The 11,923-nt window shown below is 70.6% G+C and carries 10 protein-coding genes and 1 pseudogene; 9 read left to right on the top strand and 2 right to left on the bottom strand.

The window, feature by feature from the left end; genetic code table 11:
• The first annotated feature begins 3 nt into the window (after positions 1-3).
• The 8 genes and pseudogenes from P3T27_RS16405 (at position 4) to P3T27_RS16370 (ending at position 6,617) form a co-directional block, all read left to right on the top strand.
• Positions 4-219, top strand: coding sequence for an MbtH family protein (locus tag P3T27_RS16405; protein ID WP_280678985.1), 216 nt, complete (start codon positions 4-6; stop codon positions 217-219).
• A 10-nt stretch (positions 220-229) separates the two neighbouring features.
• The gene (locus tag P3T27_RS16400) at positions 230-1,489 is read left to right on the top strand and encodes a cytochrome P450 (protein WP_280678983.1); all 1,260 of its coding nucleotides are present in this window, start codon (positions 230-232) and stop codon (positions 1,487-1,489) included.
• 30 nt (positions 1,490-1,519) lie between these two features.
• Entirely contained in the window at positions 1,520-2,263 is a 744-nt protein-coding gene (locus P3T27_RS16395) for an SRPBCC domain-containing protein (protein WP_280678981.1), read from the top strand.
• Between the two features lie 32 nt (positions 2,264-2,295).
• The gene (locus P3T27_RS16390; protein WP_280678979.1) at positions 2,296-2,484 is read left to right on the top strand and encodes a hypothetical protein; all 189 of its coding nucleotides are present in this window, start codon (positions 2,296-2,298) and stop codon (positions 2,482-2,484) included.
• Between the two features lie 638 nt (positions 2,485-3,122).
• A complete protein-coding gene (locus tag P3T27_RS16385; RefSeq protein WP_280678977.1) occupies positions 3,123-3,401 on the top strand; it encodes a helix-turn-helix domain-containing protein in 279 nt (92 codons plus the stop codon).
• A gap of 222 nt (positions 3,402-3,623) precedes the next feature.
• Positions 3,624-4,928, top strand: coding sequence for a diaminopimelate decarboxylase (locus P3T27_RS16380; protein WP_280679295.1), 1,305 nt, complete (start codon positions 3,624-3,626; stop codon positions 4,926-4,928).
• A gap of 41 nt (positions 4,929-4,969) precedes the next feature.
• A pseudogene (locus tag P3T27_RS16375) lies at positions 4,970-5,142 on the top strand (ISL3 family transposase); the annotation flags it as partial.
• A gap of 251 nt (positions 5,143-5,393) precedes the next feature.
• Positions 5,394-6,617, top strand: a complete 1,224-nt coding sequence (locus P3T27_RS16370; protein ID WP_280678975.1) for a hypothetical protein — start codon at positions 5,394-5,396, stop codon at positions 6,615-6,617.
• Positions 6,618-6,816: 199 nt separating this feature from the next.
• Here the strand turns inward: P3T27_RS16370 and P3T27_RS16365 are convergent, their stop codons facing one another.
• The gene (locus P3T27_RS16365; RefSeq protein WP_280678974.1) at positions 6,817-7,788 is read right to left on the bottom strand and encodes a MarR family transcriptional regulator; all 972 of its coding nucleotides are present in this window, start codon (positions 7,786-7,788) and stop codon (positions 6,817-6,819) included.
• A gap of 235 nt (positions 7,789-8,023) precedes the next feature.
• On the bottom strand, positions 8,024-9,286 hold the full coding sequence (locus tag P3T27_RS16360) for an alkaline phosphatase family protein (protein ID WP_280678972.1): 1,263 nt from the start codon (positions 9,284-9,286) through the stop codon (positions 8,024-8,026).
• 675 nt (positions 9,287-9,961) lie between these two features.
• On the opposite strand from P3T27_RS16360, the gene P3T27_RS16355 reads away from it, so the two are divergent.
• Entirely contained in the window at positions 9,962-11,713 is a 1,752-nt protein-coding gene (locus P3T27_RS16355) for a ricin-type beta-trefoil lectin domain protein (protein WP_280678970.1), read from the top strand.
• The last annotated feature ends 210 nt before the right edge of the window (positions 11,714-11,923 follow it).

The following is an 11,923-nucleotide window of genomic DNA, read 5'->3' as shown; positions in this document are numbered from 1 at the left end:
CCCATGACCAACCCCTTCGATGATCAGGACGGCACCTTCCTCGTGCTCGTCAACCCGGAGAACCAGCACTCGCTGTGGCCGCAGTTCGCGGACGTCCCCGAGGGCTGGACCGCCACGCACGGCCCCGACACCCACGCCGCCTGCCTGGAGTACGTCGAGCAGTCCTGGACCGACATGCGGCCCAAGAGCCTGGCCGACGCCATGGACACCCAGCGGTAACGCGGCCGACGTGACCTCCACCGACACCCTGGGCGAGGCCCGCGGCAGCGCGGGCCTCGCCCGGCCCGGCGACCTCGCCGCGGCGCTGCGCACGCCCGAGGCCCGCCGGGACCCGTACCCGTTCTACGCCCGCATGCGGCGCGAGAGCCCGGTCCACCGCAGCGCCGAGGGCATCTGGCACCTCACCCGCTACGCCGACGTCGAGGCGGCCCTGGGAGACCTGCGGCTGTCCAACGACCGTGACCGGATGACCCGCGCCTACGGCGCGCTCGGCGGCGACCTGAAGGCCTTCAGCCGGCTCACCGACCGGCTCGGCCGGGTGATGACCAACACCGACCCGCCGGACCACGCCCGGTTGCGCAAGCTCGCCAACCGCGCGTTCACCGCCCGGCGCGTCGAAGCCCTGCGGGACGGCATCCAGCGGATCGTCGACCGGCTCATCGACGAGGCGCTCGCGGCGGGCCCGGCCATGGACCTGATCGAGGCGGTCGCCTCCCCGCTGCCGCTGTCCGTCGTCTGCGAGCTCTTCGGCATCCCGCCCGAGGACCGCCCGCAGGTCAAGACCTGGTTCCGCCGCTTCGGCCGGATGAGCGAGGACATCGACAAGTCCGAGGCGGCCATCGGGCAGTACGAGGAGTACCTCGCCCGACTCGTCCGCCGACGCCGGGCCGACCCGGGCGACGACCTGATCAGCGCCCTGGTCGCGACGCAGGCGCAGGACGACCGGCTCACCGACTCCGAACTGCTGTCCACCTGCTTCGTCCTGATCACCGCGGGCGACGAGACCACCACCCATCTGGTCGGCAACGGCGTGCTCGCCCTGCTGCGCCACCCCGGCCAGCTGGCCCGGCTGCGCGAGGACCCGGCGCTGATCCGCACCGCCGTGGACGAACTGGCCCGCTACGACACGCCGACCCAGGCGATCGTCCGGGTCGTCGCGGAGGACGTCGAGATCGGCGGGCGGACACTGCGCGAGGGCGAGCTGGTGTACCTGTTCCTCGCCGCGACCAACCGCGACCCCGAGCGCTTCGAGGACCCCGACCGGCTCGACCTGTCCCGCCCCGGCAACCGGCACCTCAGCTTCGGCAACGGCCCGCACTTCTGCCTCGGCGGCCCGCTCGCCAAGCTCCAGGTGGAGGTGGCCGTCAGCACGCTGGTCCGCCGGCTCCCGCAGCTGCGGCTGGCCGACGAAGCCGCCGGCGGGGCGGCCCTCGAATGGCGGCCCAACCCGCTGCAACGGCGGCTGAGCGCCCTCCCGCTCACCTACTGACACCTGAACGATGACGAAGGAGAACCGACCATGACCCGAGAGTTCGAGGTCCGCAAGGAACAGGACCTGCCCGCGACACCCGAACAGGTCTGGGCCGCGGTCGCCACCGGCGGCGGCAACCTCGGCTGGCTGTACCCCATGGAGGTCGAGCCGCGCGTCGGCGGAAAGGTCACCCGGTCCGACAGCACCGTCGTGGTGTGGGAGCCGCCGAGCCACTTCGCCGTCCGGGCGACCCTGGGCGACGAGTTCTCCAACACGCTCAGCTACCGGATCGAGCCGGTGGACGGCGGAACGAGCCACCTGCAGATGGGAATCCACTGGGTGCACGAGGGCGTCTGGGACGAGGTCTGGGACACCAAGGCGGACGCGGCCGAGAAGCACGTCCACTTCTACCAGCACGGCCTCGCCGAGTACCTGCGGCACTTCGGCGGCCGCCCCGCCGTCTACGTCAAGGCCCAGCGCCCCGAACCCACCACCGACCCGGCCGACTTCGCCGCCCTGCGCCGACGCCTCGGCCTCGCCGACGACGCGGCCGTCGGCGACCGGCTCGAACTCCACGTCCCCGGTCCGGACGGCGGACCGGAGGCGGTCGTCGTGGACTGGCTCAGCCCCGACTTCGTCGGCCTGCGCGGCCCGGACGCGCTGTACCGGTTCTTCAACGGCAGCACCTGGAACTGGCCGCTCTGGCTGGGCCACCACCTGTTCGCCGAGGACGCCGACGAGCAGGCCGCCGTCAAGGCATGGACCGCCTGGCTCAACGACACCCAAGCCTAGGACCCCCGATGGAAACCCCGTTGGAAACCTCGATGGAAACACTGCTCTACGCCGCCGAACTCGTCGAGGAGAACGGCACCTACAAGCTCGTCGTCCAGGACGTGGTGCGGGACACCGTCCAGACCACCCCGGTCCCCAAGTCCATGGTGGACAAGCTCCCGACCTTCCTCGCGGCACTCAGCGCCAAGCTCAACTCCGCACCGTCACGCGGCCGGTGGTAGCCGTGGGCCACCCGGCCACCCGGCCGTCACCAGCCCGGAGCGAGGATCAAGCGCATGCGGCCCGCGATGTCGGCAACGGCCGGGCCGCCCGGCCCGTCCGGTCTTCGGCTCGTTGCCGACCGGCACGCACCCGGAGGACGGTGGTCCGGTGATCGGTAGGCTGCCGTCGGTCGAACGCCCGTCGACCCCGCGGCGAGATCCGCGATGGTCATCAGCGCAGGGAGTGCCCGTGCACTCAGCTGGCTCCGCCGAGCGCCGGCCCTCCGCCGTGCCGGATCTGCTCGCGTACTCGTCCACCGATGAGGCCGTGGACGAGCTGCGCCGGCTGACGATCCTCGGTCGCCGGGTACCGCAGTGGAGGGTCGCGGTCATGCAGGAGACCGGGTTCTTCCGCGCGCTGTGGGGTTCGGGGGACGTGGTGCACCGTCCGGCCGAGGACGACGTCCCGGAGCGCCTGGCCATCGCGGTATCCGCCGGTGGTGAGGTCCTCGGGTCCATCTGGGTGGCGGCCGCGGGCCGTCCGCTGCCGGCGACCGCGCCCGATGCGCTGCGCGCGGCGGCTCGGGCGGCGGCCCCGCACCTGATCCATCACCGCTCCCGCCGGGCGGGAGCGGCCCACCTGGTCCAGGAGGCGGCGCGTGCCCTGCTGGAGGGCCACGGCTCGGCCGACACGTCTCGCGGCGTACGACGCGAAGCAGGGCGGCAGCGTACTGGTCGACACACTGCGCGCCTACCTCGACCACTTCGGGGACGTGCCCCAGGCGTCCCGTGCGCTGGGTGTCCACCCGAACAGCTTCCGGTACCGGATCCGGCGACTGCGTGACGTGTGCGGGATCGAGCTGGACGACCTGGATGCGCGGCTGCTGGCCCAGTTGCAACTGCGTCTGATGGGCCGTGACGCCACCGGCGACCGCTGAGACCGTTGCCGCGCGCGTAGTCGCCGCGCACCACGGGCGCGGGCCGGTCTCGTCGCCCGGCACCACAAGGGTGATCGTTTTCCGGCGAGTTGGGCGGCGACAAGGCATGGCTCGCGAAACCCTGGGCTGCGGCACGAAGACGCGGCCGCCGGGCCGCGGGCAACCTGGTCGCACCGCCCGGGAGCTTCGCCGGGCGTTCCCCCAGGGCGACCCGGAAGGTGCATTGTGACGAGTTCTCAGGCCGGCGAACGGCGCGAGCGCATCCTGCGTGCGGCAGTGCACGAACGGATTCTCGAGCCCGACCACGCGGTGCTGGCGGCGTTCGTCGACCTCGACGCCGTCGCCGACGGCGTCGCGGCGCTGCACCGCGCCTTCCCGGCCTCGGTACCGGTGCTGCACACCTTCGCGGCGAAGGCGAACTGCCTGGTGCCGGTGCTGGCGGAGCTCCGGAACAACGGCATGGGCTGCGAGGTGGCCAGCGCGGGCGAGCTGGCCCAGGCGCTGGCCGCCGGCTTCGCGCCCGAACGGATCGTCTTCGACTCCCCGGCGAAGACCCGCGGTGAGCTCATCCAGACGCTGGAGATCGGTGCCGCGGTGAACGCGGACAACTTCCAGGAGCTCTCCCGCATCGACGAGATCCTCGCGACCCGCCCCTCCGCCTCGCGGATCGGGGTGCGGATCAACCCCCAGGTCGGCAGCGGGTCGATCGGCGCGATGAGCACCGCGACCGCGACATCCAAGTTCGGCATCGCCCTGGAGGACGACGGAAACCGGGAACGGCTGCTGCGCGCATACCGCGACCGTCCCCGGCTCACCTGGGTGCACGCGCACGTGGGATCGCAGGGCTGCCCCCTGGACCTGATGGCCCAGGGCATCGCGAAAGCCGTGGCCTTCGCCGAACAGGTCAACGCCGAGCTCGGCCGGCGCCAGGTGGTCGGCGTCGACATCGGCGGAGGACTGCCGGTCAACTTCGCCAGCGACGAGACCGCACCCGGCTTCGACGATTACGTGGCCTGCCTGCGGGCCCAGGTGCCGGCCCTGTTCACCGGCGAGTACCAGGTCGTCACCGAGTTCGGGCGCTCCCTGCTCGCCAAGAACGGGTTCATGGCCGCGTACGTCGAGTACACCAAGACCTCCGGCGGACGTCCGATCGCGATCACCCATGCCGGTGCGCAGGTCGCCGCGCGGACCGTGTTCATGCCCGAGTCCTGGCCGCTGCGGATCACCGCCCACCACCCTTCCGGTGCCCCCAAGGACGGAGAACTCGTCCCCCAGGACATCGCGGGCCCGTGCTGCTTCGCCGGCGACCTGGTCGCCGAAGCCCGTCCGCTGCCCGAGCTGGCACCCGGCGACATCGTCGCACTACTCGACACCGGCGCGTACTACTTCTCCACCCCCTTCCACTACAACAGCCTGCCCGAGCCCGCAGTCCACGGCGCCCGGATCGACGCCGACGGAAACGTCCACTTCAGCCTGCTGCGCCCCGCGCAGACCATCGAGCAGCTCCTCGCCCGAACCGGGCGGTGAGCCGCCCGGAGATGACCGAACTCGCTCACCTCACCCGCGAGTTCGCCCGGCGGCTGACCCCGGCGGAGGGCAACGATGCCACGCTTGCCGACCATCACCACCGGTCCGCGCCACCGACCTGCCCCACCTGCACTCCTTCACGAACGGCCTCGAACTCGACCGCGCCGCCGTCGACGCCGGACTCACCCTCCCCTGGCGCAACGGCCGCACCGACAGACGCCGTCGACGTTCCTGCCCAGAGCCCGCGCAGCACGTGGCAAAGCACGACGCAGGAGGCTGTCACCCAGAGGATTCCCGCGGACTCGTGGAGTATGTCGAGTTCCTGTCATGCCGGATTCGGACAGTGCAGACGGCTGTCTCCGGAAGTGGTTCTCCACGCACTCTTACCGACGGCACAGCCGACCGCCTCTTCCGCCCCGACAGGGCGAACAGGCGCGTCGGCTCCGGTACGCAGAAGGAGTTCTCGTGAAGAAGACGCTCGCCTGGGCCGTCACCGCTGTCACCGCGGCCACCTGCGCCCTCGGCGCCTCCCTGCCGGCAGCGGCGGCGGACGACACGACGGCCGCCGCCGGCGCCGTGGCCTCCGCCTACGGGCTCGACACCTCCTCGCTCACCCCGCATCAGCAGGACCTCGTCGACAAGATCCTGACCGCGATGCCGGCCGGCTGGCAGGAGCGCGCCGCCGCCACCGCCGCCGAGTTCGGCATGGACGACACCCCGTGGGCGAACATCCTCGACGGCGTCATCAACCCGGGCGACTACCAGTGCAGCAACACGGCGCTGACGGCCTACGCGAGGGACACGCTCAAGGACGCCGACCCGGTCTTCAGGTATGCCCTGCCCATGCTCGGGGTGGGGACCCTCGCCATGTACGACGCGATGCTGACCGCCGACGATCCCAAGTCCACCACGTTCGGCGTCAACGGCGAGTACACCAACGAGCTGAGGTCCGAAGGGAAGGACCTCAAGAAGTTCTGGGACATCAACTCCGACGACATCCAGATCGTGCCGATGCACGGCGGTGACGTCTTCTCCTCCCCGGAGCGGCTGGCCCGCGCCCTGTACATGCGGGTTCCCATCGGCAGCGTCGAGGGCAAGCTTCCCGAGGCCCGGTACCTCATCGAGCTCATCAACTCGGAGCCCGCCCTCAAGGGCGGCACCAACCCGTACTTCACCTTCAACTCGATCGCCTACACCGAGAAGGGCAGCTCGCACCCGCGGGGCATCTCCGACCACATCGTCATGGGCGACGGCATCTTGCAGGGCATGGCAGCCGTGGGCCTGGGCGACACCGCTCCGCGTAGCATCCTCGCCCATGAGTTCGGCCACCACGTGCAGTTCGAGGACAACCTGATCTCCAACACCACACTGACCGGGCCGGAGGCCAGCCGCCGCGTCGAGATGATGGCGGACGCGTTCGGCACGTACTTCCTCACCCACTCGCGCGGCGAGGCCCTCAACACCAAGCGGTTGCTGGCCTCCGAGCAGTCCTACTACCAGGTCGGCGACTGCGGCTTCCGCAGCTACGGGCACCACGGCACGCCCAACCAGCGCCTCGCGGCGTCCGCGTGGGCCGCGAGCGTCGTCAACGACGCCGCCAACCAGGGCCACATCATGCCCTCGCTGAAGCTCGGCGGGCTCTTCGACGCGAAGCTGCCCGACCTCGTGAAGCCGGACGCGACGAACTGAGGACGTCCCGGGTGCGCGGCCCGGTGCCCGGTGCGGGGTCGCGCACCGGCCGCCCCCACGGCCGCGCGCCCGGGCCGCAGACGTGCGGGTCCACCACGACGAGACCACCCACGGTGGCGGCCCCGTACCGCCGGCCGCTGTGGAAGCGCGGTAGCAGGCCGGTCATCGCCCGTCGCGGGGTACCGCACGGCTCGGCTCCTCAGAGCCAGCCGCGACGGCTTGCCTGGACGCCGAGCTGGAACCGGGTCCGCGCGCCGAGGAGTTCCTGGAGGCGGGTGATGCGGCGGGCCACCGTCCGCTCGCTGACGCCGATCTCGCGGGCGATCGACTCGTCGGTCAGGCCGCCGCTGAGGTAGGTGAGCAGCCGCCGGCTCTCGGCACCGGGAGCCGTCCCGGCGTCGTCCGCCGTCTCGTCGGCGGCCGGCAGCGGGACGGCGATCCGCCAGAACGACTCGAACACGCCGATCAGCGAGTCCAGGAGGTCCGATCGCCGCACGACGACGTGGTGCCGACGGTCCCAGTCGCTGGACGGGGGGCACACGAGGGCGAATCGGTCGTCGCAGATGCCCATGTTCAGCGGGACCTCGGGAAAGACGCGGGCTCGTTCCCCGAGGTCGATGGAGGTCTGGACGGCCTGCCGGGCGGCCCCGTCCCGCAGTACCCGGGACCCGTAGACGACCGTGCACGTGACGCCGCGGGTCAGCGCCTCCCGGCAGCCGGGGGCCAGCACGTTGGGTCGTGCGGATCGGCCGGTGAAGCCGATGGTCAGGCCGCGCACCCGTTCGGTGGCCTCGTCGTAGAGCCGCCGGACCAGTGCGCTGCGGGCCGCCTCCGTCCGGGCGACTTCGATGTAGTCGGCTCCGTCGGCGTGGTGGTGGTCGCGCCAGAAGCGGGACAGTTCCTCGACGCCGTGGTGCAGGGCGGCGAGTTCCTTGGTGCGCTTGTCCACCACGACGTCCAGCGCGGCGCGCGGGGGTCGGGCGACCAGCCGTGTGCCGTCCGGTTCGACCAGGCCGAGGCCGGTCAGTTCGGCGACGGTCGTGCTCATGGCGTGCGAGGTCACCCGCAGGGCGCCTGCCAGTTCGGCGGGGGTCAGCGGGCCGCGCTCGACGAGGAGGAGGTAGGCGTTCTCGGCTGTATCGTTTATACCTATACCAGGGAGCGAATACATATCCCCGATCGTCTCATGGGCCGACCGGATGTGGCGAGCGAAACTGTCGTCCTTTCGCCGCCGGCGGGTTGACTTTGACGGGATGTCAGGCCGCCCGCGCTCAGTAGCGCCAGGGCGGAACCGAGGGCGACGGCGTCCGAGCCCGCGCTGCCCGTACCGCCACGGTCGTGCCGGGTGTTCGTCACGAGGGGCGGCGACATGGGTATGCCGCCGCCTCTGCCACTGCCCCCCAGGCTTACGCCGGGAGGCGCCACTTCTGGTTGTCGCTGCCCTTGCAGTCCCAGATGATCAGTTGGGGGCTGTCGAGGCTGAAGCCTGGGTCGTCCAGGCACTTGCCGGACTGGGGGTTCATCAGGCTGCCGTCGGCGCGGGCGACCCACTGCTGGGCGCCGCCGCCGTTGCAGTGGTAGAGCTGGACGGCGGTGCCGTTGGCGGTGCCGCTGTGCAGGACGTCCAGGCAGGCGCCGAGGGTCTGTACGGTGCCGTCACCGGGCAGCGTCCAGTTCTGGCCGGCGCCGCCGGTGCAGGCGGCGAGGGTGACCGGGTTGAAGTCGGCGGTGGAGCCGTTCCTGTCGTCCAGGCACCAGTTGTTCAGGCCGGTCACCAGGCCGGGGCCGCTGCCGGTGCCGTGGGTGGTGTGGCCCCAGACGTCGAGGATGGGTGCCGCGTCGGCTTCGTTGCCCAGGTAGGGCAGGTCGTACATGTCCTCGATGGTGCGGAGCATGCTGTAGTGGTTGATCGCCTCGCTGTAGCTGCCCGGGTGGACGTTCGCGCCGTAGAACACGGTGGGCATGTGGTTGGCGGAGGTGAAGTTGTCCTCGTCCCACGTGACGATCAGCAGGCTGTTGTGGGTCTTGGCCCACTCGGCGTAGCCGCCGAAGACGTTCTTGACCCAGGTGTCTCCGCTCAGGATGCTGCCGTCGTGCATGGACTCGTGCTCGTTGCCGTGCGCGAAGGTGACGGCGGGCAGGGTGGCGTAGTCGGCGGCGGTGGGGAAGCCGCAGGCCTGGCCGGCGGTCGGGGACGGGCAGGTCAGCCACTTGTCGACCGGGTTGGGGGCGGTGGCGGTGCCCGGCAGGTCGGCGAAGCGCAGCCAGGCGGCCGGGGTGGCTTCGTCGGAGTAGTCGGCGAAGCCCAGGCCGTGCTGGATCAGCTCGTTGGGCAGGTTGTCCCCGTTGATCGAACCGGGTGGCGGGGGAGTGCTGTTGGTCAGCCCATGGGTGGATCCGGACAGGAGGGCGTAGTAGTTCGGCAGGCTGGGGTGCCACTCGCCGTGCGCGTCGCTGAACGACGCACCCGTCTGCGCAAGGGAGTTGATGTACGGGGCCTGAGCGGTGTTGCCGATGACGTCGCCGTAGTCCTCGTTCTCCATCATCACGATGACCACGTGGTCCGGACGCGGCAGCGCGGCGGAGTCCGTCGTGGAGGCCGTCGCGGAGGGCGTAGCGGCGGTGGCGGGTCCCGCGGCGGTGCATACGAGCGAGACGGCGGCCGCCATGGCAGCGGCCGTGAGCCCGCCCGGCGTTCGCCGCCGCTTTCGGACACTCGGAAAGAGCTTCTGCATGATCACGGTCGGTTCCTCTGAGGGGGGTGGGCATGTGCCGATCCGGTCAACTCCCGTGCGCACGCGGACTTCCAGACGGCGGAGCGCCGGACACCCGGCCTCCCACCGTCGCCCGCCGCGCTGACCGGACAGCGGCGACGGTAGCGTGAATCTGCTCATTCTGAAGCGCTTTCACGCATATTTGATCACTTGCTGGAAGAGCGTTCACGGGGCCGCCGCGGGGGATTCGCCCTGCCGCGTTCAGCCTCGCTGCACGGGCCGAGGTGCCGACGGCCCGATGTCCTTGCTGAGGCGCCCAATGATGCGAAGAGTATGCTTATTGATGCTTGATATGGTCATCTTTCGCGCATCTCTTGACACTCAAGGCCGTGGTGCACTGCACTGGTTGGCGCAGGCGGCATACCTGCCGGACACCTCATCGGCGTCACCCCGAAGATGACGAGGATCGGGTCCCGGCTCGTCACTTCGCCGCGTTCTGACCAGGCTTGCCCGTGCCGCTCTCGGCGCTGACCGGCCCATCAGCTCCTCCGGTGGCCGACAGAGGGGTGCGCGCGAGCGGGTGAGCGACCGGCTACCGAGTCCGCGACATCAGTCAGGAGTACGTGGCTCATGGCACTTTCGTCCCATCGCTGGCGCAGGCGATCCGTCACCGCGGTCATCGCCGCGATCGCCGCAATGACCGGCTCCTTGCTCACCCCGAGCGCCGTCGCATCCCCCACCGCCACCAGCCCGAACGGCCACGCGCTGGCCGTGACCCCGCCGATGGGCTTCAACAACTGGGCACGGTTCGGCTGCCGCACCGACAACCCCAACACCGGTGACGCGGGGGTGAGCGAGAAACTGATCCTTGCCCAGGCCAACGCCCTGGTCGGCAAGAAGCTGGCGGCCAAGGGGTACAACACGGTCACCGTGGACGACTGCTGGATGGCCGCCTCGCGCGACGCAGCCGGCAACCTCGTCGCCGACCCGACGGTCTTCCCGCACGGCATGGCCTGGCTCGGCAGGCAACTGCACGCCAAGGGGCTCAAGTTCGGCCTCTACGAGGACATCGGCACCGACACCTGCGGCGGCTACCCCGGCAGCTGGGACCACTTCCAGCAGGACGCGAACCTCTTCGCGTCCTGGGGCGTGGACTACATCAAGCTCGACGGCTGCAACATGCCCGCCTCGGCGAACACCGCGGCCGGCTACGGCCAGGCGTACAAGGACTTCGGCGCCGCCATGAAGGCCAACGCCAGCGGTCGCGACATGGTCTTCTCCGAATCCTCGCCCGCCTACTTCTACATCGGCCAGTCCGACCTCGCCAACTGGTACACGGTCATCGACCAGGCGAGTCAGAGCGGCCAGCTCTGGCGCGAGGGCTACGACGTCAAGATGTACCACTCGTCGCACAACGCCTGGAGCCACGACGGCAACCAGGCAGGAGTGATGGCCCAGTACGGGTACAACTCGCAGCTCGCACGCTACTCGGGCCCCGGCAGCTGGAACGACCCGGACTTCCTCATCACCGGTGACGCACTCACCGACGAGGAGTCGCGCAGCCAGTTCGCGTTGTGGTCGATGATGGCCTCGCCACTGATCCTCAGCACCGACATCCCCAACCTCTCCGCCGCGTCACTGGCGACGCTGTCCAACACGGACATCATCGCCATCGACCAGGACCCGCTCGGCAAGCAGGCGGGCATCGTCTCCCGGAACGGCACCGTCGACGTCCTCTCCCGCCCGCTGGCCAACGGGGACCGGGCCGTCGCCCTGCTCAACCGCGGCGCCGGCACGATCACGGCCGGCACCACGCTCAACGCCGTCGGCTTCCAGGGCGGCGGGTGCTCGGCCGACGTCAAGGACCTGTGGACCGGGACGAGCTCCTCCAGCACCGGCACGATCAGCACCTCGCTCCCCGCGCACGGCACCGCGATCTTCCGCGTGACCCCCGGTGCGGGCTGCGTCGGCCAGCAGCCCACCGGACAGATCGCCGGCATCGGTGGAAAGTGCCTGGACGACGCGTACGCGGGCACGGGCCCGAACAACCCCGTCACCCTCTACAGCTGCCACGGCGGCGCCAACCAGCGCTGGACGATGCCGGGCGACGGCACCGTCCGCACCCTCGGAGGCTGCCTCGACACCGCCTACCGGAGCAACGACAGCCGCCATGTGGGCTACTGGGCAGTGCTGAACCCCTGCGACGGACGGGCCAGCGAGCAATGGACCTACCAGCGTAACGGCTACCTGCAGAACACCGGCCTGAACCTGTGCGTGGACGACTACGCGTCCGACACCGCGGACGCCACCCCGATCATCGTCGACGGCTGCGGCGTGAGTGAGGTCAACCAGGCCAACCAGATCTGGATCCTGCCCGTCTGATGACCCGTGGTCGCCGTCCGCCGTCGAGGCGGGCGGCGACCTGGCCGCTGTCGGGGCTGCCCGCCGGCACATCCGCACATGCGCACTGCCGCACCGCCGTCCGCGAGGGTTACGCATTCACTCTGCCGGAACAGGCCCTCCCCGGCTCGCCGGAGGTCACTCCGTGGTCGCGACGCACGACGAGGCCTGTCGTCATCGAGAGGGTCGAGT

The organism is Kitasatospora sp. MAA19 (assembly GCF_029894125.1).
GTDB lineage: Bacteria > Actinomycetota > Actinomycetes > Streptomycetales > Streptomycetaceae > Kitasatospora.
This window is presented reverse-complemented; position numbering and strand designations above follow the sequence as displayed.

Coding starts and splice junctions, on each gene's coding strand:
- P3T27_RS16360 (WP_280678972.1), bottom strand. CDS start 9,286: ATGGCGGCCGCCGTCTCGCTCGTATGCACCGCCGCGGGACCCGCCACC.
- P3T27_RS16405 (WP_280678985.1), top strand. CDS start 4: ATGACCAACCCCTTCGATGATCAGGACGGCACCTTCCTCGTGCTCGTC.
- P3T27_RS16395 (WP_280678981.1), top strand. CDS start 1,520: ATGACCCGAGAGTTCGAGGTCCGCAAGGAACAGGACCTGCCCGCGACA.
- P3T27_RS16365 (WP_280678974.1), bottom strand. CDS start 7,788: ATGTATTCGCTCCCTGGTATAGGTATAAACGATACAGCCGAGAACGCC.
- P3T27_RS16355 (WP_280678970.1), top strand. CDS start 9,962: ATGGCACTTTCGTCCCATCGCTGGCGCAGGCGATCCGTCACCGCGGTC.
- P3T27_RS16390 (WP_280678979.1), top strand. CDS start 2,296: ATGGAAACACTGCTCTACGCCGCCGAACTCGTCGAGGAGAACGGCACC.